General features: G+C 69.2%; 27 protein-coding genes. 17 read left to right on the forward strand and 10 right to left on the reverse strand.

Annotated elements, in window-relative coordinates; genetic code table 11:
• Nucleotides 1-110: 110 nt before the first annotated feature.
• Nucleotides 111-629 carry a TspO/MBR family protein gene (locus ASF26_RS03030; protein WP_056249281.1) on the forward strand — a complete coding sequence of 173 codons (519 nt, stop codon included), beginning with the start codon at nt 111-113 and terminating at the stop codon, nt 627-629.
• A 7-nt stretch (nt 630-636) separates the two neighbouring features.
• Here ASF26_RS03030 and hemA read toward each other — a convergent pair whose 3' ends face one another.
• Entirely contained in the window at nt 637-1,980 is a 1,344-nt protein-coding gene (hemA, locus tag ASF26_RS03035; protein WP_056249285.1) for a 5-aminolevulinate synthase, read from the reverse strand.
• Between the two features lie 343 nt (nt 1,981-2,323).
• Between hemA and ASF26_RS23020 the strand changes: the two genes are divergently transcribed.
• Nucleotides 2,324-2,491, forward strand: coding sequence for a hypothetical protein (locus tag ASF26_RS23020; RefSeq protein ID WP_200913237.1), 168 nt, complete (start codon nt 2,324-2,326; stop codon nt 2,489-2,491).
• Nucleotides 2,492-2,629: 138 nt separating this feature from the next.
• Nucleotides 2,630-3,919 carry a UDP-N-acetylglucosamine 1-carboxyvinyltransferase gene (gene murA, locus ASF26_RS03040; RefSeq protein ID WP_056148788.1) on the forward strand — a complete coding sequence of 430 codons (1,290 nt, stop codon included), beginning with the start codon at nt 2,630-2,632 and terminating at the stop codon, nt 3,917-3,919.
• Nucleotides 3,920-3,964: 45 nt separating this feature from the next.
• On the opposite strand, the gene ASF26_RS03045 is transcribed toward murA, so the two are convergent.
• Complete coding sequence (locus ASF26_RS03045; protein ID WP_056249288.1) at nt 3,965-4,330, reverse strand: hypothetical protein; 366 nt, start codon at nt 4,328-4,330, stop codon at nt 3,965-3,967.
• A 216-nt stretch (nt 4,331-4,546) separates the two neighbouring features.
• On the opposite strand from ASF26_RS03045, the gene ASF26_RS03050 reads away from it, so the two are divergent.
• From ASF26_RS03050 to ASF26_RS03065, 4 genes are read left to right on the forward strand one after another with little or no spacing between them, the layout of a single operon-like run.
• Complete coding sequence (locus tag ASF26_RS03050; protein ID WP_056249292.1) at nt 4,547-5,056, forward strand: DUF2948 family protein; 510 nt, start codon at nt 4,547-4,549, stop codon at nt 5,054-5,056.
• Nucleotides 5,056-6,351: a histidinol dehydrogenase gene (gene hisD / locus ASF26_RS03055; protein WP_056249295.1), complete on the forward strand. Its 1,296-nt coding sequence runs from the start codon at nt 5,056-5,058 to the stop codon at nt 6,349-6,351. Before ASF26_RS03050 ends, hisD begins: the two co-directional genes overlap by 1 nt.
• Nucleotides 6,352-6,358: 7 nt before the next feature.
• Nucleotides 6,359-6,874, forward strand: a complete 516-nt coding sequence (locus tag ASF26_RS03060) for a UPF0262 family protein (RefSeq protein ID WP_056249299.1) — start codon at nt 6,359-6,361, stop codon at nt 6,872-6,874.
• A gap of 39 nt (nt 6,875-6,913) precedes the next feature.
• Complete coding sequence (locus ASF26_RS03065; protein WP_056249303.1) at nt 6,914-7,375, forward strand: low molecular weight phosphatase family protein; 462 nt, start codon at nt 6,914-6,916, stop codon at nt 7,373-7,375.
• Here the strand turns inward: ASF26_RS03065 and ASF26_RS03070 are convergent.
• Nucleotides 7,365-8,240 carry a C40 family peptidase gene (locus tag ASF26_RS03070; protein WP_056249828.1) on the reverse strand — a complete coding sequence of 292 codons (876 nt, stop codon included), beginning with the start codon at nt 8,238-8,240 and terminating at the stop codon, nt 7,365-7,367. The two genes, ASF26_RS03065 and ASF26_RS03070, sit on opposite strands and share 11 nt — an antisense overlap.
• Nucleotides 8,241-8,529: 289 nt before the next feature.
• Here ASF26_RS03070 and ASF26_RS03075 point away from each other — a divergent pair, with 289 nt between their 5' ends.
• A complete protein-coding gene (locus ASF26_RS03075; protein ID WP_200925877.1) occupies nt 8,530-8,862 on the forward strand; it encodes a hypothetical protein in 333 nt (110 codons plus the stop codon).
• Nucleotides 8,863-8,866: 4 nt separating this feature from the next.
• On the opposite strand, the gene ASF26_RS03080 is transcribed toward ASF26_RS03075, so the two are convergent.
• The 3 genes from ASF26_RS03080 to ASF26_RS03090 all read right to left on the reverse strand — a co-directional run bounded on the left by ASF26_RS03080 (nt 8,867) and on the right by ASF26_RS03090 (nt 11,308).
• Nucleotides 8,867-9,553, reverse strand: a complete 687-nt coding sequence (locus tag ASF26_RS03080) for an SDR family oxidoreductase (protein ID WP_056249306.1) — start codon at nt 9,551-9,553, stop codon at nt 8,867-8,869.
• An 87-nt stretch (nt 9,554-9,640) separates the two neighbouring features.
• Complete coding sequence (locus ASF26_RS03085; RefSeq protein WP_056249310.1) at nt 9,641-10,357, reverse strand: MgtC/SapB family protein; 717 nt, start codon at nt 10,355-10,357, stop codon at nt 9,641-9,643.
• Between the two features lie 48 nt (nt 10,358-10,405).
• Nucleotides 10,406-11,308, reverse strand: a complete 903-nt coding sequence (locus ASF26_RS03090) for an alpha/beta hydrolase (protein ID WP_056249314.1) — start codon at nt 11,306-11,308, stop codon at nt 10,406-10,408.
• 337 nt (nt 11,309-11,645) lie between these two features.
• On the opposite strand from ASF26_RS03090, the gene ASF26_RS03095 reads away from it, so the two are divergent.
• The 9 genes from ASF26_RS03095 to panC all read left to right on the forward strand — a co-directional run bounded on the left by ASF26_RS03095 (nt 11,646) and on the right by panC (nt 19,982).
• Nucleotides 11,646-12,659, forward strand: coding sequence for an AAA family ATPase (locus ASF26_RS03095; RefSeq protein ID WP_056249315.1), 1,014 nt, complete (start codon nt 11,646-11,648; stop codon nt 12,657-12,659).
• A 98-nt stretch (nt 12,660-12,757) separates the two neighbouring features.
• On the forward strand, nt 12,758-13,618 hold the full coding sequence (locus ASF26_RS03100) for a DUF58 domain-containing protein (protein WP_244475812.1): 861 nt from the start codon (nt 12,758-12,760) through the stop codon (nt 13,616-13,618).
• A gap of 3 nt (nt 13,619-13,621) precedes the next feature.
• On the forward strand, nt 13,622-14,089 hold the full coding sequence (locus tag ASF26_RS03105; RefSeq protein WP_056249322.1) for a DUF4381 family protein: 468 nt from the start codon (nt 13,622-13,624) through the stop codon (nt 14,087-14,089).
• A 4-nt stretch (nt 14,090-14,093) separates the two neighbouring features.
• Nucleotides 14,094-15,107 (forward strand): VWA domain-containing protein, encoded by a 1,014-nt coding sequence (locus ASF26_RS03110; RefSeq protein WP_056249326.1) that lies wholly within the window; start codon nt 14,094-14,096, stop codon nt 15,105-15,107.
• Nucleotides 15,104-16,033 carry a vWA domain-containing protein gene (locus ASF26_RS03115; protein WP_056249329.1) on the forward strand — a complete coding sequence of 310 codons (930 nt, stop codon included), beginning with the start codon at nt 15,104-15,106 and terminating at the stop codon, nt 16,031-16,033. The genes ASF26_RS03110 and ASF26_RS03115 overlap by 4 nt, the downstream gene beginning before the upstream one ends.
• Nucleotides 16,033-16,944 carry a tetratricopeptide repeat protein gene (locus ASF26_RS03120; protein WP_056249333.1) on the forward strand — a complete coding sequence of 304 codons (912 nt, stop codon included), beginning with the start codon at nt 16,033-16,035 and terminating at the stop codon, nt 16,942-16,944. Before ASF26_RS03115 ends, ASF26_RS03120 begins: the two co-directional genes overlap by 1 nt.
• Before the next feature lie 299 nt (nt 16,945-17,243).
• On the forward strand, nt 17,244-18,497 hold the full coding sequence (locus ASF26_RS03125; protein ID WP_056249337.1) for a BatD family protein: 1,254 nt from the start codon (nt 17,244-17,246) through the stop codon (nt 18,495-18,497).
• 111 nt (nt 18,498-18,608) lie between these two features.
• Nucleotides 18,609-19,025 (forward strand): hypothetical protein, encoded by a 417-nt coding sequence (locus ASF26_RS03130; protein ID WP_244475798.1) that lies wholly within the window; start codon nt 18,609-18,611, stop codon nt 19,023-19,025.
• 93 nt (nt 19,026-19,118) lie between these two features.
• Nucleotides 19,119-19,982, forward strand: coding sequence for a pantoate--beta-alanine ligase (gene panC, locus ASF26_RS03135; RefSeq protein ID WP_056249340.1), 864 nt, complete (start codon nt 19,119-19,121; stop codon nt 19,980-19,982).
• 111 nt (nt 19,983-20,093) lie between these two features.
• Here panC and ASF26_RS03140 read toward each other — a convergent pair whose 3' ends face one another.
• From ASF26_RS03140 to ASF26_RS03155, 4 genes are all read right to left on the reverse strand, one after another.
• On the reverse strand, nt 20,094-21,338 hold the full coding sequence (locus tag ASF26_RS03140) for a PHB depolymerase family esterase (RefSeq protein ID WP_056249344.1): 1,245 nt from the start codon (nt 21,336-21,338) through the stop codon (nt 20,094-20,096).
• Nucleotides 21,339-21,517: 179 nt separating this feature from the next.
• On the reverse strand, nt 21,518-22,243 hold the full coding sequence (gene dnaQ / locus ASF26_RS03145) for a DNA polymerase III subunit epsilon (protein WP_056249840.1): 726 nt from the start codon (nt 22,241-22,243) through the stop codon (nt 21,518-21,520).
• A gap of 35 nt (nt 22,244-22,278) precedes the next feature.
• On the reverse strand, nt 22,279-22,884 hold the full coding sequence (gene coaE, locus ASF26_RS03150) for a dephospho-CoA kinase (RefSeq protein ID WP_056249348.1): 606 nt from the start codon (nt 22,882-22,884) through the stop codon (nt 22,279-22,281).
• Nucleotides 22,881-23,723 carry a shikimate dehydrogenase gene (locus ASF26_RS03155; protein WP_056249352.1) on the reverse strand — a complete coding sequence of 281 codons (843 nt, stop codon included), beginning with the start codon at nt 23,721-23,723 and terminating at the stop codon, nt 22,881-22,883. Before ASF26_RS03155 ends, coaE begins: the two co-directional genes overlap by 4 nt.
• Between the last annotated feature and the right edge of the window lie 21 nt (nt 23,724-23,744).

The following is a 23,744-nucleotide window of genomic DNA, read 5'->3' on the forward strand; positions in this document are numbered from 1 at the left end:
GTCATCGCCAAGAAGCCGGGTCATGAAACCAGCCTCGGCGAAACCCTCGCCATCATCAAACACCTTCAGCGCCCGCAAGTTTTGAAGCCTCAGAGGAATGATCTACGCCGATGACGTCAGCCCTCGATGTTCCGGAACGGCCCGCCTTTTCCTTCTGGCCTCGCCTAGCGGTCGCCATCCTGCCCGTCGTGGCCACGTCGGTGATCGGCTCTCTCAGCACCACACCGAACATCGAGGGCTGGTATGCCGGCCTGACGAAGCCGTCCTTCAATCCGCCGAACTGGCTGTTCCCAGTGGCCTGGACGATCCTCTACGCGATGATCGCGCTGTCGTTCTGGCGCTTGCTCGGGGCGTCTCCGGCGACGGGTCCGACGCGGCGGGCCTGGGGGCTGGCGGTCGGTGCCTTCGCCGCCCAACTGACGCTCAACGCGGCCTGGTCGCCGGTCTTCTTCGCGGCCCATGCCCTCGGCTGGGCGGGGATCGTCGCCGCGGCGATGCTGGTGATGATCCTCTGGACCATCCGCCTGTCCTGGCGCTTCGACCGGTTGGCGGCGTGGCTGCTCGTGCCCTACGCCGCCTGGGTCACCTTCGCGACGGTGCTCACCGTCACGCTCTGGCGGCTGAACTGACCGCTCCCTACTCCGCCGCCTCGACGAACACGGTGCCGGCGCGGGGCAGGTCCAGGGTGTCCCAGGTCTCGGTGAGCGCCGCCGTCAGCTTGGCGATGCGGGCCGCGTCGTGGAACGGTGAGGGCGTGATCCGCAGGCGTTCCGTGCCACGAGGCACGGTGGGGTAGTTGATCGGCTGGATGTAGATGCCGTGCTGCTCGAGGAGGTGGTCGGCCGCCGCCTTGCACAGCTCGGCATCGCCCACCATCACCGGCACGATATGGGTCTCGGTGGGGAGCACCGGCAGGCCCGCCTCTTCCAGCGCGACCTTCGTGAGGGCGGCCTGGCGCTGGTGCGCCGTCCGCTCCACCTGCGAGCGCTTGAGATAGCGCACCGAGGCGCGGGCCGCCGCCGCGATGGCCGGGGGCAGGGCGGTGGTGAAGATGAAGCCCGGCGCATGGCTGCGCACGGCGTCGCACAGGACCGTTGAGGCGGTAATGTAGCCGCCGACACAGCCGAAGCCCTTGGCCAGCGTCCCCTCGATCACGTCGACCCGGTGCATCACCCCGTCGCGCTCGGCGATGCCGCCGCCGCGATTCCCGTAGAGGCCCACCGCGTGGACCTCGTCGAGATAGGTCATGGCGCCGTATGTGTCGGCCAGATCGCAGATGGCGGCGATGTCGGAGACGTCGCCGTCCATCGAATAGACGCTCTCGAAGGCGATCAGCTTGGGGCGGTCCCCGGCGGCGATCAGCAGTTCCTCGAGATGGGCGAGATCGTTGTGGCGGAAGATGCGCTTCTCGCAGCCCGAGTGGCGCACGCCCTCGATCATCGAATTGTGGTTGAACGCATCCGACAGGATCAGACAGTTCGGGATCAGCTTGGCGATGGTGGAGATGCCGGCTTGGTTCGAGACGTAGCCCGAGGTGAAGACGAGGCCCGCCTCCTTACCGTGCAGGTCGGCGAGCTCGCGCTCCAGGTCCACCAGCGGCGAATTGTTGCCGGCGATGTTGCGGGTGCCGCCGGCGCCGACGCCGCAGCGGGCGGCGGTCTTGGTCATGGCCGAGACCACGTCCGGATGCTGGCCCATGCCGAGATAGTCGTTGGAACACCAGACGGTGATCTCGCGGGTGCTGCCGTCCGGACGGCGCCAGTTGGCCGTGGGGAAGCGCCCGGCGATCCGCTCGATATCGGCGAACACCCGGTAGCGGCGCTCGTCGTGCAGACGGTCCACGGCCTTGCGGAAGTAGCTCTCGTAATCGGTCCGGCCCTGCCCGAACGACGCGCGGGTGGACGATCCCCGGCTGGAGGAATCGCGGGGCGTCGTCGTATCGCTGATCATCGTCATCGCGGGCATCCGATTCACGGGCATCCGTCCTTCACGCTATGGCCGACCGCATGGCAGCGCCGCTCTCGGCGGCTCCGGCATCCGCTCGTCTGCATTCAGCAGCAGCATCGTTACAAAGGGCTTGTTCCGAAGCACCAAACTCTCCGCTGCGGGTCTCGACGACCATGATTCCCGCTGGCGCAACGATCTCGCTTCGCATGGCGCGGAAGGAATCAGACGGTGCTGATTTCGACGCCACGAGCCCGACGATACAGGCGAACTTGGAATTGGTTCAAGTCGACTCCTGCATTCCAGCTCTGCGCCTGTTGAGACCGGGTGGCAAAGCCGGTATTTCGCCCTGGCGACGAAGGGTCGCGCAGTGATCGCCATGAAGAACGACGCCACGCGCAACGAACGGCTGAAGGCGGCCCTGCGAGACAACCTGAAGCGCCGCAAGGCCCAGACGCGGGTCCGCGGGCAGGCCACGGCCGCGGCGGAAACCGGCGATGCCGGCGAGCGATCGGACGCGAAGCCGGATCGCGACGGAGACGGCTGACGATCCTTTTTCGGACAAAACTCACGTATAGGCGGCTCGATAAGGCCGTGCCGCGAGCGCACCGCCACTGTTTGCAGAACCAGGACGGCACCGCCCTCCCGTCACGGGAAGGGGCAGGACGCCGCGCGAAGGACGACGATGGACCGGATCAACATCATCGGCGGAAAGCCGCTCCACGGCGTCATTCCGATCTCGGGCGCCAAGAACGCGGCCCTGCCCCTGATGATCGCGAGCCTCATGACGGGGGAATCCCTCGAACTCATGAACGTGCCGCGCCTCGCCGACATCCACGCCCTGCTGCGCATCCTCGGCAACCACGGCGTCGACCACATGGTGGTGGGCAAGCGCCCGGGTGATACGACGGAGACCGGCCAGACCATCCGGCTCACCGCCTCCAACGTCATCGACACCACCGCGCCCTACGAGCTCGTCTCCACCATGCGGGCGAGTTTCTGGGTCATCGCGCCGCTGCTCGCGCGGTTCGGCGAGGCCCGCGTCTCCATGCCCGGCGGCTGCGCCATCGGCACCCGGCCCATCGACCTGATGCTGATGGCCCTGGAGCGCCTTGGCGCCACCGTCGAGATCGACGGCGGCTACGTGGTGGCGAAGGCCAAGAACGGCCTGCGCGGCGGCGAGATCCACTTCCCCAAGGTCACGGTGGGCGGCACTCATGTGGCGCTGATGGCGGCATCGCTCGCCAACGGCTCGACCCTGATCGAGAATGCCGCCCGCGAACCGGAAGTGGTCGATCTCGCGGATTGCCTCATCAAGATGGGCGCCAGGATTTCGGGCGCCGGCACCCCGCGCATCACCATCGAGGGCGTCTCGCGCCTGAACGGCGCCCGCCACACCGTCCTGCCGGACCGGATCGAGACCGGCACCTACGCCATGGCGGCCGCCATGGTGGGGGGCGACGTGACCCTGGAGAACACCCGGGCCGACCTGCTGCACAGTGCACTCGACGTGCTGACGACGACGGGTGCCGAGATCACCAGCACCGCCGACACGATCCGCATCCGGCGCAACGGCGGCGGCATCGCGGCGGTAGACGTGACCACCGACCCGTTCCCTGGCTTCCCCACCGACCTACAGGCGCAGTTCATGGCGCTGATGACCCTGGCCAAGGGCCAGTCCCACATCCGCGAGACCATCTTCGAGAACCGATTCATGCACGTGCAGGAACTGGCGCGTCTCGGCGCTAAGATCCGGCTCGAAGGCGATCTGGCCATCGTCGACGGAGTGGAGCGCCTCAAGGGCGCCCCGGTCATGGCCACGGATCTGCGTGCCTCGGTCTCCCTCGTCATCGCCGGCCTCGCCGCCGAGGGCGAGACCAGCATCAACCGGGTCTACCATCTCGACCGCGGCTTCGAGGCGCTGGAAGCCAAGCTCGGCCGCTGCGGCGCCGAGATCAGCCGGGTCCGCTCCTGACCCTGTCCGACCCGGGAGGCGGTCCGCGCCTCCCGGACGAAGGCCCTATTCCAGCACGTTGCCGCGCTTCGGGCCGAAGCCCGGGATGTCGCAGCGGCAGGGCGACTGGATCGGGCTCGGATAGGCGGGGCAATTGCCGCGCGAGGTGACGCAGACGCTGCCCATGCGCTGGCGTCCGTATCGCGGCGGCAGGGGACGGCGCTCGCCATCGTCGTACGGCCGGGCATAGCGATCGTAGCGATCGTAGCCGCGCGACCGGTCGTCGCCGTAGGGCGACTGGTCGTAGGTCGGCCGGTTGTAGCCGTCGTCGGGATAGTGCGGAACCTGAGCTTGGGCTGACCCCAGGCCGGCCGCCACCGTCAGGACGGTGACGGCAGCAAAGGCGATACGACGTACAGGTCCGGCGGTCATGGCTTTGGATATCCCAATTCGGAAGTCTACGAAGACATAGTCCCTTCCGCATGAACGTCGTCTGACGTCGCCGCCGCGAACGGCTCGTATCGCCGGCACGCTGCAATTGTTCCGGGCCGCGCGGTTGCCGCAGGGCGGCCGCCTCGCTACCTACGGCCGACCCACTTTCACACCCGGCGCCCGATCCGGCGGTGTCCGGCCAGATGCGAACCCGACATGGAGCTCCTCAAGCTCGCTGCCCTCGACGCGGAGGATCTCGCCATCCTCTCGGCTCATCTCCAGGATGCGGTCCTGCGCCCGCAGGACCTCGCCTATCTGGCGTCGTCGCACCGCTTCGTGCTGGTCGGGCGGCGTTTCGACTGGTCGACGCCGGATGCCGAGGCCCCGCGCCGGCGCCTCACCGGCCTCCATTTCGAACGGGTCATGGCCGTGCGCGCACGCGGGATCACGCCCGGCTCCACCTCCGACGAGCCGCTCAGCCTGCTAGCCGTCACCTTCGAGCCGAAGGAGGAACCCTCCGGCACCGTCACCCTGGTCTTTGCCGGCAAAGCGGCGATCCAGCTCGATGTGGAATGCATCGAGGCGCGGCTGAAGGATCTCGGTCCGGTCTGGGAGGTGGAAGGCCGCCCCGACCACGAGGCGGCGGAAGCCGGCCGTGCCGCGATCCGGGGACAAGCGGGCACGGCCCCCTCCGCCAAGGACAACGTCTTGAAAGATTCCGCCTGATGATGCGCCTCGACAGCCGCGACGCCGATTTCGCCGCCGCCTTCGCCGGTCTTCTCAGCGTCAAGCGCGAGATTTCCGAGGATGTGGACGAGACCGTGCGCGGGATCATCGCCGGCGTGGTCTCCGGGGGCGACGCGGCCCTGGTGGACTACACCCGTCGCTTCGACCGGCTCGGCGAGGACTTCTCCGCCGCGACCCTGCGGGTGACGCCGGAGGAGGTGCGGGCCGCCATCGCCGCCTGCCCGGCCGACGCCCTCGACGCCCTCCGCCTCGCGGCAACCCGCATCGAGGCCTTCCATCGCGACCAGGTGCCGGCCGACCACATGGCCACCGACGCGATCGGCGTGACTTCGGGCTGGCGCTGGACGGCGCTCGAATCGGTGGGCCTCTACGTGCCCGGCGGAACCGCGAGCTACCCTTCCTCCGTCCTGATGAACGCCATTCCCGCCCACGTCGCGGGGGTGCCGCGCGTCGTCATGGTGGTGCCGATGCCGGAGGGGCAGATGAACCCCTTGGTGCTCGCCGCCGCCGACCTCGCCGGTGTCAGCGAGATCTACCGGGTCGGCGGCGCTCAGGCCGTGGCCGCGCTGGCCTACGGGACCGAGACCATCGCCCCCGTGGCCAAGATCGTCGGACCGGGCAATGCCTGGGTGGCGGCGGCCAAGCGCCGGGTCTTCGGGCAGGTCGGAATCGACATGATCGCCGGCCCGTCCGAGGTTCTGATCCTCGCCGACGGCCATGCCAACCCCGATTGGGTCGCGGCCGACCTGCTGGCCCAGGCCGAGCACGATGTGGCCGCCCAGTCGATCCTCATCACCGATTCGTCCGAGCTCGCCGACGCCGTGGAGAGCGCCGTGAACCGGGCTCTGGCCACCCTGCCCCGGGCCGACATCGCCCGGGCGAGCTGGCGCGATTACGGCGCGATCGTCCGCGTCCGCGATTTCGACGAGGCCGTCCCCCTGGTCGACCGCCTCGCCCCGGAGCATCTGGAGATCGAGACCGCCGACCCGGAGGCCCTGGCCGCCAAGGTCCGCAATGCCGGCGCGATCTTCCTCGGCAGCCATACACCGGAAGCCATCGGCGATTACGTCGGCGGCCCCAACCACGTGCTGCCCACCGCCCGTTCGGCCCGGTTCTCCTCGGGCCTCGGCGTGCTCGACTTCATGAAGCGGACGACGATCCTGCGCTGCGATCCCGCAGCGCTGAGGGCCTTGGGGCCGGCAGCCATCGCGCTGGGACGGTCGGAGGGCCTCGACGGCCACGCCCGCTCGGTGGCGATCCGCCTGAATCTGTGAGGGGACGATGGCCGGCTCAGGACAACCAGAAACGGGACAAGCGGCAGAGAAGGCGTCGTCCATCCACCGCCTCGCGGCGGTGACCTTCGACGAGGATTCCATCGGCCGGGGCAACCCCGACCAGGAGCACGAGCGCGCCATCGCGATCTTCGACATCCTGGAAGAGAACCATTTCTCCATTCCCGGACGCGTGGGACCCTACGCCCTCACCCTCGGTCTCGTGGAGAACAAGCTGTCCTTCGCGATCCGCCGCGAGGACGGCGAGCCGGTGATGACCCACCTCCTGTCGCTGACCCCGTTCCGCCGGGTGATCCGCGACTACGAGATGATCTGCGAGAGCTACTACAACGCGATCAAGACCGCCTCGCCCACCCAGATCGAGGCGATCGACATGGGACGGCGCGGCCTGCACAACGAAGCCTCCGAGCTTTTGAGACAGCGGCTCGAAGGCAAGGTCGATCTCGACCATGACACCGCGCGGCGGCTGTTCACCTTGGTCTTCGCCTTGCACTGGAAGGCGTGAGCGCCCTCCCCGTCGTTTGAAGCCCGAGGCAGTCACCGGATGGCGGAAGAGGCCGGCCCGAAGAAGACGCGCGTGCAGTCGGTGCTGTTCATGTGCAACTTCAACGCCGTGCGGTCCCTCGCGGCGGAGGCGGTGGCGCGCCACTATTTCGGCAAGTCCACCTATGTCCAGTCGGCGGGCGTCCGCTCCGGCGAGCCGGCCGACCCGTTCATGGTGGCGGCCCTCGACGAGATCGGCATCAACGCCTCCAAGCACCGGCCCCGGACCCTCCTCGAACTGGAGGAATGGGAGGGGCTGAACTTCGACCTCATCATCAGCCTGTCGCCCGAGGCCCACCACGCGGCCCTGGAGGTCACTCGCACCAACGCCGTGGACGTGGAGTACTGGCCAACGCCGGACCCGACGCTGATGCAGGAAGCCTCGCGCGAGCAGCGCCTCGACGCCTACCGCGACGTCCGCGACGGGCTGATCACCCGCATCAAGACCCGGCTCAAGGCATGACCCGCCGGATCGATGTCACAGCGCCGTAGCTCTTCTCGGCAATGCGCGCCACCGCTCCCGCCAGGGGCTCAACCGCCACCGCCATGTGGTAGCCGTTGGCGTGAATGAGGCGGGTCTCGTCCAGCATCATCCCCACATGGCCGCGCCAGAAGACGAGGTCGCCCCGAGCCAAGCCGTCGAGACGCGTGGGCAGCGCCATGCCGAGGGCCGTCTCCTGCTGGTCCGCGTCGCGGGGAGACGGAATGCCCGCCAGGGCGAGGCAGAGCTGGACGAGGCCCGAGCAATCGAGCCCGAGGCTGGTGCGCCCGCCCCAGAGATAGGGGGTGCCCACGAGACGCTCGGCGGTGGCCGCAGGATCGGGCTCCACGATGCCGACCGGCGCGCAATGATCGGCGAAGACGTAAGCACTGTCGGCAAAGGCATGGCCGTCATCGGCGAGGCGCAGGAAATCGCCTTCCCGCCCGGTGATGCCGAGCCCGGCGCCGAGGCTCACATGGCCCAGTGGCGGCCGCTTCATGTCGGCGGCCGGGTAGAGGAATGTCCGAAGAGCGGTCACCCGGTGGGTCGGGGTCGGCGCCTCCAGGGCGAGGGCGGCCTTCGGCAGATAGCCGACATAGCCGTCGGTTTCGAGCTGCACGAAGGCGAAGCCGCCGTCCGTGTCGTAGAGGGTCACGGGGTCGCCCATCACCGCCTCGGTCTCGATCCCCGCATCCGGGCTCGGCCTGCGCCGCAGCGGGGCCGAGGCGGCGGCGAGGCGCCCGCTTCGCCCGGCGACGTAGCGGGCGGCATCGACGCGCCCACGCAGCCGGACGTCGGCCAGATCGGTGCGGGCCGGGACCAGCCGGGCATCGGTGAGATCGGTGATGGGAAACATGATCAGGCCAGTATCGGCGGCAGCGTGGCCGCATGCAACGGCGCAAGGATCGACTTCGTCGTCGCTTCCCCTATGCGACATATCGACACGACGATATGCCCGTTCCCTGGGCAATCCGACGCCCATGCGAATGCAGGCAGGGCAACTTTCGCCGGATCTGCGGGAAAATCCGGCGGTGATGGGGGAATGCATGGAACGCGTGGGTGCGTCGTCGAAATGGTGCAATGCACTCTCGCCGCGGTCGCGCTATCCTCGACCGGTGTGGAGCGCGGGCCGAGTCGTGAAGAAGACGCCGAAATCCTTCCAGGACCTGCCGCCGATCCGTGTCCGGCGCGAACCGCCGACGATCCCCGAGGCGATCGCCGCCGCGCAGGATCTCGCCGACGATCTCGAACAGCAGGTCGAGATCGCCGCCGGCCTGATCGGTCTCCCCCTCGACGAGGTGCGCCCGCACGTGCTCGCCGCCGAGAAGCCGAAGCCCGAGCGGATCTCCGAGCGCATCCTCACCGCCGGCGGCCCGAGCCGGACGCCGCGTACCGTCATCGTCGAGCGCCGCACCCGCCCGCCGGTGGTGGTGGAGCGGCGCGGTCGCCCCTTCGACGGCCGGCGCTGAGCGCCTACCAGGCCAGGGTCGCGCCGGTATAGTCGAGATAGGCGATGCCGGGCTTGCCGAGCCGGGCCTCGATGGCGTCGGCGAGACCGGCGACGCTCGTTCCAACGTCGAGATCCGCCTCCTCGCCGCCCATCTCCGTGCGGACCCAGCCGGGATGCAGGAGGGCGACGCCGAACCCCTCGTCTCGGTGACGGATCTCGAAGCTGATCGCCAGCGTGTTCAGCGCCGCCTTGCTCGCCCGGTAGGTCTCCCATCCGCCGCTCTCGTTGAGCGAGACGCTGCCAAGGACGGAGCTCATGAAGGCGATGAGGCCATTGCCCGCCAGCCGGTCGCGGAACAGCTCGGCGAAGCGGATCGGGCTGATGGCATTGGTCAGGTAGACCTGCGCGGCGACCTCGCGCGGGACCTCGTGGGCGGGATCGTGCGCCTGGGTGGCCACGCCGGCCACCACGAAGATCAGGTCGTAGCGCCGGTCCGCGAGCCGGTCGTGGAGGGCGGCCACCGCCCCGTCATCGTCGATATCGGCGGTCTCGATGGTGAGCGCGTCGGAGGCCAAAGCGGCCAATCCGCCGGAGGGCGAGCGCTGCGTTGCGGTGACGGCCCAGCCGCGCTGGAGGAAGGTCTCCACCAGCCCGAGGCCCAGGCCGCGCGAGGCCCCGACGATCAATGCGTTCCTGCGTGTTCCGGTCATGGTCAGGGCCCTCCGCCGCCGGAATGAGCCCGGCGTCACGGGCCTAGGTTGGTCTTTTCCTCACGGCGGCAATGGCGGCGGACGCGCTCAATCGGCGGTCTGGACCGACCAGGTGGCATGGCTGATCCGCCCGTCGCGCTCCAACCCGGCCACCACCGCGTCGAGTTCGGCGGAGTCCACCGCCGTCGCCACCAGGGTCGCCACCACTTCCACCGTCTCCTCTCCACGTTCCACCACCTCGGTACCGCCGACCGGGTAATGTGCCGCCTCCAGCCGTTCCACGAGGAGGTCGCGGGCGGGGCCGGCATGCTCCGCCTGCACCGTGACCTGGACCTCGTAAGTGGCCTCGGTCTGGCTCTCGTCGATGGGGACACGGTTGATGGCGTTGACGAGGGGCCGCAGCAGGGTGTTGCCGGACAGGACCGCCGCCGTGACGAAACAGGCCTCCAGGGGAAAGTCCGCCCCGGCGAAAGCTCCCACCGCCGCCGAGCACCAGAGGGTGGCGGCGGTGTTGAGGCCGCGGACGTTCATGCCCTCCTTCATGATGACGCCGGCCCCGAGGAAACCGACGCCCGAGATCACGTAGGCGACCGTGCTCACCGCGCCGCGCGTGCCTTCGAGGCGCATGCCGAGATCGACGAAGGCCGCAGCACCCACCGCCACCAGCACGTTGGTGCGCAGGCCCGCCGTGCGCTGGCGATATTGCCGTTCGGCCCCGATCATCGTGCCGAGGACGAACGCGACGACGAGGCTGATGGCGGAATTGACGAATTCGGGAAGCGGCGAGGCGAGGAGCGCGGTCATGGGCGCTGCATGTCGCCGGCCCATGACGAAACGGTGACGCTTCGCGCGTCAGCCGTCGAGAAAGGCCCGCAGGGCTTCGAGGGTTTCGGGAGCGTTCTCCTCCGCCAGGAAATGGCCGGAGGGGATGTCCACGGCCTCGGCCTTCGGCGCGAATGTGCGCTGCCAGGCCGCCAGCGGGGTCTCGTGCGAGTGGTCGAGATAGCCGTCCCCGGTGAGGATCAGGGTCGGGCAGGACAGGGTCTTGCCCGCCGCGAGGTCGTCGAGATCCGCTTCGCGGTCGCGGGTGGCACCGGCGCGGTAATCCTCGCAGAAGGCGTGGATGCGCTCGGGCACGGTCCAGTTCTCGCGATAGAGGCGCACCGCCTCCGGGGCGAAGGGGTCGAGGCTCCGGGCATTGCTCCATTGCCGGAGGAGCCTCTCGAAATAGGCGACCGGATCGCGACCGATCCCCTCCTCCGGACCGGGGGCCGGCCGGGCCAGGGATGCCCAATGCGACGACACGTCGGGATCGGCTTCGATCCGCTCCCACTGAACGAGGGTCGGCAGGATATCGAGGAGGGCGAGGCGCTCGATCCGGCCCGGCTCGTCGAGGGCGAGGCGGTAGCCCACCCGCGCGCCGCGATCGTGACCCACGAGCGCGAAGCGGACATGGCCGAGCCGCTCCATGACCGCCACCACGTCGCGGCCCATGCGGCGCTTGGAATAGACGTCGTGGCGGGGATCGCCCTTCGGCGCTTCCGACCAGCCGTAGCCCTTGAGGTCGAGGCAGACCACTCGATGGGTCTCGGCCAAAGCCGGGGCGATGCGGTGCCAGCAGGCATGAGTCTGCGGAAATCCATGGAGGAGGATCACCGGAGGCGCATCCTCACGACCGCCGCTGCGGGCGAAGAAACGGCCCTCCGGAATGTCGATCCAGTCCGCGCTGAAGCCGGGGAAGAGGTCTGTACTCATGGTCTGCTCCAGTCTGCCCGCTGGGTCAGGACGGAAACCGGGAGGCTGGCCCTCGGTTTCCACCGACGTCGCACGGGATGCGACATAACGCCGAAATCCTGCTTAAATCCTTCGGATCGGCAGAGAAATCCGCTCTGCATGCACTCGACTTCATGAAATCCCGGTGGTCGGGCATTCTGCCCGATCTCACCCTCGTGTTTCACGGGAAACGTCCCACGGGATTGACGCCGGTGCTCCGCTGCATGCACACCCGATCGACATAGGGATCTCTTAAGAATCCGCCCGAGGAGACGCGCATGGTGCTGTACGCCGGCCCTGCCACGATCATGACCCGCTCATGAGTAATGCGACATTGGCCACGCGTCCCGCCACCTCGACGGTGCCGGTCGCCGACGAGGCCCTGCGTGCCCGCGTCTTCGCCCTGCGCGATGGGTTGAGCCATGGGCTCATCGGCGCGGAGACCCTGGTGGAGCGCCTGCTCATCGGGCTTCTCACTGGTGGCCATCTCCTCATCGAGGGTGCGCCCGGCCTCGCCAAGACCCGCGCGGTCAAGCGCCTGTCGGACGGGCTCGACGGCAGCTTCGCCCGCATCCAGTGCACGCCCGATCTGATGCCGGCCGATCTCACCGGCACCACCGTCTGGCGCCAGGATGCCGGCGATTTCGAGTTCCTGCCCGGCCCGCTGTTCCATTCGCTGATCCTCGTGGACGAGGTGAACCGCGCCCCGCCCAAGGTCCAGTCGGCGCTACTGGAATCCATGGCCGAGGGCCAGATCACGGTCGCCGGTCACACCCATGTCCTGCCCGACCCGTTCATGGTGGTGGCGACCCAGAACCCCATCGAGCACGCGGGCACCTTCCCCCTGCCGGAAGCCCAGCTCGACCGCTTCCTCCTCCACGTGGTGGTGGAGATGCCCGACGAGGCCTCCGAGCGCCGCATCCTCGACCTCGTCGAGGGCGAACTGAACCACCATGCCGAGGCGATGGCGGTGACGCTCACCGTGGCGGAAATCCGCGCCGCACGCGCGGCGGCCCTCAATGTCCACGTCTCGTCGGCCCTCAAGGATTATCTGGTGCGGCTCGTGGCCGGCACCCGCACCGACAAGGCCGCCCCGGATCTCCGCGCCTCGATCGAGCATCCGGCCTCCCCGCGCGGGACGCTGGCGCTGATGCTCGCCGGCAAGGCGCGGGCCTATCTGCGCGGCCGCGACCACGTGATCCCGGAGGACATCTCGGACCTCGCCGCCGACGCCCTGGCGCACCGGATCGGGCTCACCTGGCGCGCCGCCGCCGAGGGACAGACCGCGCGGGGCATCATCAAGGGCCTCGTCCAGCGGGTCCGGGCGCTCTGAGGCGGAATGGTCGCGTAGAGACAGCCATGGCGTCCAATCCCGACCCCACGACAGGTTCCGCGCACGGACCCGGCATCCACCTCTCGGGCGAAGCCCTGATGGGTCTGCGCCACCTTGCGCGGCGCGGGGTCTCGCCGGCCACCCGCACCCTGGCGGGCCTTCCCGGCGGCATCGTCACGCGGCGGCGCGGACGCGGATCGGAGCCCGACGACGTGCGGCTCTGGTCCGAGGGCGACGACCGCCGCCATATCGACCGCAACGCCACCGCCCGCACCGGCATCCTCCACGTGCGGACCCACCATGACGAGCGCGACCGCGCCGTGGTGCTGCTGGCGGATTTCCGCCCCTCCATGCTGTTCGGTACGCGCCGCGCCCTGCGCTCGGTGGCGGCGGCCGAAGCCCTGGTGCTGCTCGGCTGGCGCATCGTCGGCGATGGCGGCCGAGTCGGCCTCGTGGCGGCCTTCTCGGGGGAGCCGGTGGTGGTCCGTCCCGGCGGCGGCGAGCGGGCCATGACGGCGGTGACGGGTGCCCTCGCCATGGCCCATGCCCAGGCTCTCGCGGCCTCGGACAGGACAGACCCTCCCCTCGACCGCAGCCTCACCGTGGCGGCGAGCCTGCTTCCCTCCGGCGGCCATCTCGTCATTGGCAGCGCGCTGGACGCACCGGGGCCCGAGTTCGACCACCTGCTCACCGTGCTGGCCGAACGCCTGTCGATCCGCCTCGTCCTCGTCAGCGACGCGTTCGAGCGCAGGAAGCCGGCGGGGTTCTTTCCGTTCGCCACGCCGGATGGGCAGCGCGGCACGGTGCAGGTCGGGCGCTCCGCCGCCATGGCGGAGGGCGCACCCGACGACCGGCTCATCGCCTATGCGCGGCGCGGCATCGAAGGCCTGCGCCTCGATGCCGAGGCCGGCCCCGAGGCCTATGCCCCGCTGATGGAACGTCTCGATGCGGTGCTGTAGCGCGTGAACCCGCTCGCCTCCCCCACCGATCTCACCCAGCTGCGCGGCCTGCACCTCCCGGCCGATGCGGGCAGCGGCGCGCAGGGCGAGGTGGTGCTGGCCATCGCGCTGGGCTTCGTCGCGGCCCTTTTCGTCGGCCTCGTGAGGCTGATGCGCGCGCGCTCGAAAGCCTCGGTGCGGGCCTCGGCCCTGCGCGGCCTCGCCGAGACGCGGGCGCTTCCCCCGGAGGCACGCCTCATCGCGCAGGCCCGCCTGCTGCGGCGCCTCGCCCGGACGCTCGCCGGCGACGAGGCCGCCTCGACCCAGGGACGCGACTGGGCGGCCACCCTCGACCGCCTCTTCGCCACGGATGTCTTCAGCAAGGGCGCCGGCAGGGTCCTGACGGAGGGCCTGTACCGGCGCTCCTGCCCGGCCGACGTCGAGACCCTCGATTCCGAACTCAGCCGTCTTTTCGCGCGGATCAGGGCCTGAGCCGATGCCAGCCTGGTTCACCGCTTTCCTCTCGGCCTTCGATCTCGCCGCGCCCCTGGCGCTGCTGCTCCTGCCGCTGCCCTTTCTCGCCGCCCGGCTGCTGCCGCCCGAACGGATGGGATCGAGCGGCGCCTTGCGCGTTCCGGCCACCGTCGTGATGGGCTCCGCCCGGGGGGACGGCGTGGCGGCGCGCGGGCGCGGGCGCTCGCTCCTGATCTGGACCCTGTGGGCCGCCCTGGTGGCGGCGCTCGCCGGACCCCGCCTCGTCCTGCCCGCCACTGCGCTTCCGGCCTCGGGCCGCGAGATCATGCTGGTGATGGATCTGTCCGGCAGCATGGAGCGACGCGACTTCGCCATCGACGGCGAGACCGTGACGCGGCTCACCGCCGTGAAGCGGGTGGGCACAGACTTCATCCGCCGCCGGGCCGGGGACCGGATCGGCCTCGTGATCTTCGCCAACGAATCCTACGTGGCCGCGAGCCCGAGCTTCGACACCAATACCGTGGCGCGCGCCCTCGACGAGGCGACGATCGGCCTCGTCGGCCGTTCCACCGGCATCGGCGACGGTCTCGGCCTCGCCCTCAAGCGGCTGGTGCCGGCGACCTCCGGCGAGGCGTCCGACATCCCGCAGGCCACATCGAAGGTGGTGGTGCTGATGACGGACGGCGCCAACAATGCGGGCCAGACCACGCCGCGCGATGTGGCGGCCTTGGCCAAGGAACTCGGCGTCAAGGTCCACACCATCGCGCTCGGCCCCCGCGACATGTCCAATGCCGACGGCGAGCAGGATGTGGTCGATGCCGAGACCTTGCGGGATATCTCGACTCTCACCGGGGGCACCTTCTTCCGGGTGAAGACCACCGACGACCTCTTCGCCATGGCCGATTCCATCGATGCCATCGAGGGAGGCCGGGCCAAGGCTCCCCCGGTCCCCCTGCGGCAGGATCTGTGGCCGTGGCCCGCCGGCCTCGCCCTGCTCTGCGCGGCGGGCCTGCTGGCGGCGAGGCGCAAGGCATGAGCGCCCTTCTGTCCTTCGCCATCCTGCGGCCCTGGTGGCTCCTGGCGATTCCTGTCATCCTCGTCCTCGCCCTGCGCGCGGCCTGGCGCTCGGCCCCGATGGGGGATTGGGCGAAGGCCGTCGATCCCGGCCTGATGGCCTTCCTCGAGACGCGGGGGGCCGTCCTCGGCGGGCGGCGCCAGGCCAACCTCGCCGCCGCCATCGCGGCCGGGATCATCGCCCTCGCCCTCACCGGACCGGCCATCGAGCGCCCGGACGCGGCGACCTTCCGCAACCTCGACGCGACGGTGGTCGTCATCGATCTCTCGCGCTCCGTGGCCGAGGGCGGGCACCTCAAGGAGGTCCGGCAGATCGCCGACAGCGTGGCCCAGGCGGCGGGCACCCGCAGTGTCGCCGTGGTGGTCTATGCCGGCGATGCCTATCTCGCCGCCCCGCCGACCACGGATCGCGACGCCCTAAGCCTCGTTCTGTTCGCCCTCGACGGCGACACCGTGCCCGATCGCGGCACCCATCCCGAGCGCGGCCTCGCCATCGCGCGCCGGACCTTGGAAGAAGCGGGGGTCATCGCCGGCGACGTGGTCCTTGTCACCGACGGCGACGGGATCGGCGATGCGGCCCTGCGCGAGGCCAATGCCATCCGGAGCAAGGGCTGGCATCTCCATGCGGTGTTCGTGCCGGCCACCAAGTCCCTGCCGGACGGTTCGCCGAAACCCGACCGGGCGGCCCTCGACCGCGTCACCGGCGCGGGCGATGGCGTGACCGTCGATCTCGACAGGCCCGCCGCCCTCCTCGACATCGTGGGTGCCAGCACGGCGCAGCATCTGGCGGCGGGCGGCTACACCGTGCTCGCCTTCGCCGATCTCGGACGCTGGCTGATCCTGCTCGCCCTGCTTCCCGCCCTCGTCCTGTTCCGCAGGAGCGCCTGATGAGCACGGCGCGTCTCTCCCTGTCCGATCGTCTTCCTCTCCCCAGCCATTGGACCGGCTGGGCGAGGATCGCCGGCATTACCCTGACCGGTGCCGGCATTCTCGGCCTCACCCTGCTCTCCGAGCCGCGCACGACGCTCGGTCGCAGTCTGATGGGCCTCGGCCTGCCCGGTGCCGCCGCCGTGATCCTCGCCGATCCGGCTTGGCGCGGGCCGGCACTCTATGAGGCGGGGCGTTACGACGAGGCCATCGCCATCTTCCGCAACGGCGGCCGGCGCAACGCCTACAATCTCGCCAACGCCCTGGCGCGTTCGGGCGACTACCAGGGCGCCATCGACGCCTACGACGTCGCCCTGCAATACAACCCGCGCGATGCGGATGCACAGGCGAATCGTTCCCTCGTCGCCCGCCTCGTCGCCGAGGGGCCGGGCGATCCGGGCAAGGGCGGGGGCCTCGCCAATGCCACGGCGACGGTGGGCTCGCGCTACAACAAGACGTCGAACCAGGACCCGAACGACGACATGAAGGCCTCCTCCGTCGGTGAGGGACTGGCCGGCAACAAGGAGGGGGGCACCTCCTCCTCGACGCCGGGCAACAGCAAGGTAGCGCGGCGCGGCAAGGCCGAGCAGCAATCGGTCGATTCCGGCAAAGGTGAAGCGAGAGGCTCGGCCAGCGATGCGGCCGGCCGCGGCCGCACGGGCGCCGGTTCCGCCATGGTCGCCGCCGCCCCGGAGCGGGAAGCGCGACGCGTGACGAAGAGTTTCGAGGCGCACGAGATCCGCCCCGACCGCCTGTGGCTCCAGACCCTGCCCGACGATCCGGGCCGGTATCTCAAGCTGCGCCTGAAAGCCGAGCAGGCGGTGCGTGTGGAAGCGGGCACGGCGGTCCCGGCGGGAAGCAACCCATGGTGAGCTTTAGCGGAGAGATGCCGGTGTATCCCCCCTCTTCCCGCTCGCGGGGAGAGGGCCGAAGGCACCTCGTCGTGCCTTCGGTAAGCGGAGGCGAAAGCCGGAGCGAGGGTGAGGGGGCTCGTCCGAAAGCGACTCCTTCGGACGAGCCCCCTCACCCTCGGCTGCCGCCTCGCCGCGCCGACGACGGGGTCGTCGCGGCCTTCTCCCCGCGTGCGGGGAGAGGGGAACGTCTCACGCTGTCCGATCATGACCTTCCAGCCCACAAAGGGGGGAGGGATCACGCCCGGCGCGGCATCCTCATGCTCGGCGCGCTCCTGCTCCTCGCCGCTCCGGCCCATGCCGAAATCTCCCCCGGCGACCTCACCCTGACGGTGACGCCGGAGCTCAACGGAAACGCGGCGCCGTTTTCGCGAGAGATGGTGCTGCTCCACATTCGCGGCGTCTACCGGCAGGCGATCCTGCTGGAGGAGGTGGTCCAGCCGTCGCTGGCGAATTTCAGCTGGACCCAGCTCGGTCGCGACACTTGGTCGAAGACCCGCCTGCCGGACGGACAGGTGGCGGTGGCCTTCGACCGCACCATCGCGATCTTCCCGCACCATCCGGGCGATTTCACCATCGACCCGTTCATCCACCGCCTCACCATCAACGATGGCGGCACCCGCAAGGTGGTGGACGTTCCCTCCGTCCCGGTTTCGCTGCCCGTCGCCACCTGGACGAAACCGGTGGGCGGTCCGGACGTAAAGGAGCCGTGGTGGCTGCCGGCGCGGGACGTGACCATCACCGATTCCTGGAGCCCCGACCCCGAAACGGTGAAGATCGGCGAGACCACGAGACGCATCGTCACCCTGGAGGCGCAGGGGCTGGTGGCCGAAGGGCTGCCACCAAGGCCAGTGATGCGCACGCGCGGTATCCTCACCTTCGCCGGTCCCGTGACCCGCGAGACGATCATCACGCCGACGGGGCCGGTGGCGCGGGCGACCTATCAATGGGACGTGCGCCCCGCCGTCACCGAGATCGTCCCGCTCGATGCGATCTCCATCCCCTGGTTCGACACCGTCTCGCGGACCCTGCGCGAAGCGGAAATCCCGGCCCGCCAGATCGGCGGAGGCCTGCCCGATCGGGACGAGGACGCCAAACCCGTCGCTCCGGCCTCGCCGATAATGGTGGCGGCTGCGGCCGTGGGCGCTTTCGGGTTCGGCCTCGCCCTCATCGGCTTTGGCGTTCCGAGACGCTCGCGGACCTTGCGCCTCGACCGTGCGACACGCCGCGAGCTCGCACGCCACGCGGAGGCCGGCGACGGACCGGGTTTCCGCGCCGCCCTCGACCCGGTCTTCGAGCGCGAACCCGAACTCGCGCGGCTCTGGCGCTCCACTCCCGTCATCGCCAAGGCGCTCTCGGCCCTCGACGCGTCGCTCTATGGCCGAGCCGAGGAGGCGACGCCGGACCTGGCTCAATTAGCCGGCAACCTGTCGAAGCCGTTCAAAATCGACAGGCCTTCCGCCGAGCCGGTCACCCAGCTGGCGGATCTCGATGGTCGGACTTTGCGGCGGTAACCTTTCGTTCACCCTGTTCTGAGACTTTCGAGCCTCGTCCACGGACGGTGAGTTGGGCGGTGAACGCCCATCCACAGGGCTCCCGGCGACGGGGGCACGCGGCGGGATGACATGAGCCGAGGGCGCGAGACAGCAAGAGGTCATGCCGCGAATGTGCTGATCGCGGCGAGTTTCGTCGCGACAGGCTTCGTCGCGTCCGTCTCGTCCGACCCGGCCCGGGCTGCAGATGCGCGGGAGCGCTGGTCCACCCCCTACGGCGTGGAGGCCAACCGCCCTGTTCCGGGAGCCGAGCCGCCGCCGCGTTACTTCCCGCGCGCGGACGAGGACAGCACGCCGCGACGGGAGCGTGCGAGACCCCGACGGGTCGCCTGCATCCCGAGAAGCGTGCCCATTCCCACCGATGCGCCGGACGATCCGAGCTATGTCGGATCGACCTATGGGCTCGGAAAGCCGAGCTATTACGGGTTCAAGCCGGCGCTGGGCGTCGACGATCCCTTCGGTCGGTCCCTGCTGCCCTATTGCAACTGACCTCGGCCGCTCGCGGCATCTGGCCTTCCGGCGCCGAGTTGAGATAGTCGGAGAACGATCCGACCTCCCTCAGAGTCCTGCCGAAGAGCCTCGATGAGCAGCCAAGCCTCGCCCGTCACCCCGGTCCGGGTCGACGCCGTAGCCCCCATGCGGGCCTGCATCCGCGACTGGAAGGCAGCGGGCGACCGTGTCGTCCTCGTGCCCACCATGGGTGCCCTGCATCAGGGCCACCTCTCCCTCGTGAGCCGGGCGCGGGAACTGGGAGAGCGAGTTGTGGTCAGCATCTTCGTCAACCCGACGCAGTTCGGGCCGAGCGAGGATTTCTCGCGCTATCCGCGCGACACCGAGGCCGATCTCGCGCTCCTGTCGGAGGCGGGCGTCGATGCCGCCTACCTTCCCACCGTGGAGACGATGTACCCGACGGATTTCTCCACCAGTCTCACGGTGGCGGGCATCAGCGAGGGCTTGTGCGGCGCGTTTCGGCCGGGCCATTTCTCCGGCGTCGCCACGGTGGTGACGAAGCTCGTCAATCAGGTCCAGCCCGATACCGCCCTGTTCGGCGAGAAGGACTTCCAGCAATTGCAGGTCATCCGCCGCGCGGTGCGCGACCTCGACATCCCCGTCACCATCGGCGGCGTGCCGACCCTGCGGGAGGAGGACGGTCTCGCCCTCTCCTCGCGCAACCGCTACCTCGATGCGGACGAACGGCGGATCGCGCCCCTTCTCCACCGCGAGTTGGCGACCATCGCCGAAGGGTTGAGAGCGGGAAACGCAGCCTCGGTGCTCGTCTCCGCCTCGACCGATCGGCTGATCGAGGCCGGCTTCAGCACAATCCAGTATCTCAGCGTGTGTGATGCCGACACGCTGGCCCCGGTGGAGCACGCCACGGGACCGACCCGCGTCCTGGTCGCCGCCTATCTCGGCTCGACGCGGCTCATCGACAACGTCGCCGTTTGATCGGACCGGCGGACGAGCGCTCTCAGCCGAAGTGGATGCCGGTCCGGCGACAAAGAGCGCGGCACACAAAGATCTAGAATTGCGTCCGACCCAGCGTGGTCGGGTGCAGGTCTAGTGGCGCGGCCGGTCCAGACGGTGAGCCATGAAGAAGTCGACCATGGCCCGTGACGCATCCGGGCCACGTGCATCGGTGTAGCTGCCCGCCGGGTCACCGCCCGACCAGGAATGGCCGAGGCCGCGCACCACCCAGCTTTCCACCACCACGCGATCGGACTCGTCGGCATAGCGCGTGCGGATATAGGCGAGGCCGCCGGGGCCAGTTCCCTCCGAGACGGACGGCTGCAGGGACTCGACGCCGGCCTGGAGGAGAACCTGATCGCCGTTGCGCGGATGGACGGTGCCGTCACTCTCGCCATGGACCATGATGGTCGGCACCCGCATGGTCTCCGCCAGCGGTATCGCCACGGACCCCGACGGCCCCAGACGCATGGTCGTCAGCGCGGTGGACACGTCCCCGGCGCAACCGGCGGCGAGACCTGAATGCACGCCGACGGCGGCATAGAGGTCGGGATAGGCCAGGGCGATGTTGGCGGCAGCAGCGCCACCGGCCGAGAGGCCTGCAATATAAACCCTGCGTGCATCGACTTTGTACTGGCTCATCACCGCGCGGGTGAGACCCGCGATGATCTCGGCCTCGCCGGAACCGCGTCCCTGGTCGCCGGGCTGGTACCAGTTCCAGCAACGCTGGCCGTGAGCCCTCGTGCTCTGGGCGGGATAGACGACGAGGAAGCCCTCCGTCTCGGCGAGACGGTTCATGCCGGTGCCGGCCGCGAAATCGTCCGGCGACTGGGTACAGCCGTGGAGCATGACGAGGAGGGGAGGCTGGGCGACCGTCCTGCTCGGAACGTAGAGCTTGTAGTCGCGGGCGCCCGCGTCGTTGGCGAACGCATGCTCGGTGAAAGTCCCCTCGCCAGCGGGAGGAATCGGCACGTTGCCGTCCCGGAACAGGTTGGTGGGATCGAACCCGGAGAATCCCGACGGCGCCGATCCGGGCGCGACCACGCCCTGACCCGCCTGCCCGGATGCCGAAGTCAGCCCGAACTTCCGCGCCACTTGATCCAAAGCCTCGCGCAGATGGTCCTGCAGGCCCTCCGTCATCGATCCGGCCGTCGGATGCGCGGGCTTTGCGGCCTCGCCGCCTCCGACTTGGACCATCCGGCCCGAAGTCTCGGCATCGTGCCGGCCGAAAAGGCCGCGCTGGATGAGATCGGCCGCTTCCTGCAGGCGGCCCGCCCCCGTCAGTTTGGTCGCCTCGACGAGATCGTCCATACGCGTCCGGTTCGGGTGATCAGCCATCGCATGATCGCTTTCTTGGGTGTTGGGAGAGGGGCCAACGGATCCGATCGATGCTGGATACACAGACATCCCGCATCGACGATGGGCTGATTCGCCTCCGCGCCGACTCGATGTGCAAAGATGTAGGCTGGTTCTATTGCATTGCAATATGTCTTTTATTGCATTGCACCTAACGGGTTTCACTCAGCGTCGTTCTCGCTGACGTAGTCGCGCCAGATCGGACTGGAACCGAGGGTGGCGACGAAAGCCGCGTGCTGACTCACTTCCAGAGGGTCCAAACGATTACGCAATCGGCGCGGTTCCGCGGCGATGGGTCCGTCGCCCGAGGCGATGGCCCGGGCCGGCTCCGTGGTCTCGACCATGGCGAGGCCGAGGCTCGTCTGCTTGCCGCCGAGGAGTTCGATATAGACCTCGGCCAGGATCTGGGCGTCGAGGAGCGCCCCGTGTTTGGTGCGCCGCGTCGTATCGATCCCGTAGCGGACGCAGAGCGCATCGAGGCTGTTGGAGGCGCCGGTATGCTTGCGCCGCGCCATCTGCAGCGTGTCGACCACCGCCCCCAGGTCGATCTGCGGCGGTCCGCCTTCGCCGAGCCGGGCGAACTCCATGTTGAGGAAGCCCACATCGAAGGGCGCGTTGTGGATCACGAGGGGGGAATCGCCGCAGAAGGCGACGAAATCATCCGCGATCGCCGAGAAGACGGGTTTGTCGGCCAGGAACGCGTCGGAGAGACCATGAACGCCGAACGCCCCCTGTGAAACGGGCCGTGTCGGATTGACGTAGCGGTGGAAGGTCACCCCCGTCTGGATGTGGTTGATGAGCTCGACGCAGCCGATCTCGATCAGCCGGTCCCCGTTCTTGGCATCCGTTCCGGTGGTCTCGGTGTCGAGGACGATCTCACGGAGCATGGTGCGGTCCATTCGAGGGGATACGAAGCAAGCGGTCAGGCCGTGCCTGCGCCGACGAGGCGTTGGATGAGAGCGTCCACCTGATTTTCGGCACCAGCAAGGCCAAGCCCCGTATCGATCACGAAGTCGGCGCGGGCGCGCTTGTCGGCATCGGGCATCTGCTTGGCGAGGATCGCGGCAAAAGCCGCCTCGGACATGCCGGGACGAGCCAGCACACGCTGCCGCTGAACCTCGGAATCCGCCGTCACCACCAGAACCGCATCGCATCTCGCCTCTCCGCCGGTCTCGAACAGGAGGGGGATGTCGAGGATCACCAGGGAAGCGTCGGCATGCTCGTCGAGGAAGCGCTGTTCCTCTCCTCGGACGAGGGGATGGATCGCGGCTTCCAGCCGGCTAAGAAAATCCGGCCGGCCGAGCACATGGTCCCGCAGGCGCGTGCGGTCAACGGAGCCGTCCTCCGCGATGGCGTCGGGGAACAGGTCTGCGATGAGGCGGGCGCCGGCTCCACCCGCGGCGTAGAGGCGCCGCACCGCCGCATCCGCGTCATGGATCGGGACGCCGCGCCGGGCGAATAGGGAGGCGGTGGTGGATTTCCCCATGCCGATCGACCCGGTGAGGCCGAGGATGAACGGCCGGCTCACCGCTTCGCGACCAGATCGGCGACGATGAGGGCACGCAGTTCCGGTGTGACCACGGGACGGGTCCCGAACCAGCGCTCGAAACCCGGCACGGCCTGATGCAGCAGCATGCCGAGCCCGTCGACCACGCGATGCCCTCGCACTGCAGCTGCCTCGAGAAGCGGCGTCTCCAGGGGCGAATAGACGATATCGGCCACGGCACATTCAGCCGGCAAACGATCGAGGGCGATGTCGAGGGGCGGCTTGCCGGTCATACCGAGGGAGGTGGTGTTGATGAGAAGCCGCGCGCGGCGGAGGGCATCGTCGAGCCCGTCCCAGTCGATGGCCTCCACACGCGAAGGGTCGAGTTCCACGATGGCCTCGGACCGCGAGCGCGTGCGGTTGGCAACCCGGATGCGGTTCGCCGGACCGTCGAGAAGGCCCGCGACGACGGCCCGTGCCGCTCCTCCCGCTCCGAGGATCACGACGTCTCCCGCATCGGCGCCGAGCCAGTCCGGTCCAAGGGTCTCGTCGAGATGGGCGGTGAAGCCGACGGCATCGGTGTTGTCGCCCACGAGACGGCCCTGCCCGTCGAAGGAGAGCGTGTTGACCGCGCCGATCCGCCGGGCGGACGCCGTCAGCACCTCGGCTCCGGCGAAGGCCGCTTCCTTGTGCGGCAGGGTCACGTTTCCGCCGGCGAACCCGGCAGCCTTCAGGCCGTGCAGGAAGACCTCGAAATCCTCCGGCGCCACGTCGATCCGCTCGTAGGACCCGTCGAGCCCAAGGGTCGAGAGCCAGTGTCCGTGGATCATCGGCGACCGAGAATGGGCAATCGGATGACCGACGACGAAGGCTTTGATCATGAAGGGGTCTCGCGGGGCGTT

Origin of the sequence: Methylobacterium sp. Leaf93, assembly GCF_001422345.1 — a bacterium.
In the GTDB taxonomy this organism is placed as follows: domain Bacteria; phylum Pseudomonadota; class Alphaproteobacteria; order Rhizobiales; family Beijerinckiaceae; genus Methylobacterium; species Methylobacterium bullatum.

Excerpts from the sequence above, each read along its gene's own strand:
- ASF26_RS23020 (WP_200913237.1), top strand. The coding sequence starts at position 2,324 with ATGAAGAACGACGCCACGCGCAACGAACGGCTGAAGGCGGCCCTGCGA.
- murA (WP_056148788.1), top strand. The coding sequence starts at position 2,630 with ATGGACCGGATCAACATCATCGGCGGAAAGCCGCTCCACGGCGTCATT.
- panC (WP_056249340.1), top strand. The coding sequence starts at position 19,119 with ATGAGCAGCCAAGCCTCGCCCGTCACCCCGGTCCGGGTCGACGCCGTA.
- ASF26_RS03060 (WP_056249299.1), top strand. The coding sequence starts at position 6,359 with ATGGCCGGCTCAGGACAACCAGAAACGGGACAAGCGGCAGAGAAGGCG.
- hemA (WP_056249285.1), bottom strand. The coding sequence starts at position 1,980 with ATGCCCGTGAATCGGATGCCCGCGATGACGATGATCAGCGATACGACG.
- ASF26_RS03120 (WP_056249333.1), top strand. The coding sequence starts at position 16,033 with ATGAGCACGGCGCGTCTCTCCCTGTCCGATCGTCTTCCTCTCCCCAGC.
- ASF26_RS03095 (WP_056249315.1), top strand. The coding sequence starts at position 11,646 with ATGAGTAATGCGACATTGGCCACGCGTCCCGCCACCTCGACGGTGCCG.
- ASF26_RS03050 (WP_056249292.1), top strand. The coding sequence starts at position 4,547 with ATGGAGCTCCTCAAGCTCGCTGCCCTCGACGCGGAGGATCTCGCCATC.
- ASF26_RS03100 (WP_244475812.1), top strand. The coding sequence starts at position 12,758 with ATGGGTCTGCGCCACCTTGCGCGGCGCGGGGTCTCGCCGGCCACCCGC.
- ASF26_RS03045 (WP_056249288.1), bottom strand. The coding sequence starts at position 4,330 with ATGACCGCCGGACCTGTACGTCGTATCGCCTTTGCTGCCGTCACCGTC.
- ASF26_RS03090 (WP_056249314.1), bottom strand. The coding sequence starts at position 11,308 with ATGAGTACAGACCTCTTCCCCGGCTTCAGCGCGGACTGGATCGACATT.
- ASF26_RS03085 (WP_056249310.1), bottom strand. The coding sequence starts at position 10,357 with ATGACCGCGCTCCTCGCCTCGCCGCTTCCCGAATTCGTCAATTCCGCC.
- ASF26_RS03115 (WP_056249329.1), top strand. The coding sequence starts at position 15,104 with ATGAGCGCCCTTCTGTCCTTCGCCATCCTGCGGCCCTGGTGGCTCCTG.
- ASF26_RS03065 (WP_056249303.1), top strand. The coding sequence starts at position 6,914 with ATGGCGGAAGAGGCCGGCCCGAAGAAGACGCGCGTGCAGTCGGTGCTG.
- ASF26_RS03155 (WP_056249352.1), bottom strand. The coding sequence starts at position 23,723 with ATGATCAAAGCCTTCGTCGTCGGTCATCCGATTGCCCATTCTCGGTCG.
- hisD (WP_056249295.1), top strand. The coding sequence starts at position 5,056 with ATGATGCGCCTCGACAGCCGCGACGCCGATTTCGCCGCCGCCTTCGCC.
- ASF26_RS03125 (WP_056249337.1), top strand. The coding sequence starts at position 17,244 with ATGCTCGGCGCGCTCCTGCTCCTCGCCGCTCCGGCCCATGCCGAAATC.
- ASF26_RS03130 (WP_244475798.1), top strand. The coding sequence starts at position 18,609 with ATGAGCCGAGGGCGCGAGACAGCAAGAGGTCATGCCGCGAATGTGCTG.
- dnaQ (WP_056249840.1), bottom strand. The coding sequence starts at position 22,243 with ATGCTCCGTGAGATCGTCCTCGACACCGAGACCACCGGAACGGATGCC.
- ASF26_RS03030 (WP_056249281.1), top strand. The coding sequence starts at position 111 with ATGACGTCAGCCCTCGATGTTCCGGAACGGCCCGCCTTTTCCTTCTGG.
- ASF26_RS03110 (WP_056249326.1), top strand. The coding sequence starts at position 14,094 with ATGCCAGCCTGGTTCACCGCTTTCCTCTCGGCCTTCGATCTCGCCGCG.
- ASF26_RS03080 (WP_056249306.1), bottom strand. The coding sequence starts at position 9,553 with ATGACCGGAACACGCAGGAACGCATTGATCGTCGGGGCCTCGCGCGGC.
- ASF26_RS03140 (WP_056249344.1), bottom strand. The coding sequence starts at position 21,338 with ATGGCTGATCACCCGAACCGGACGCGTATGGACGATCTCGTCGAGGCG.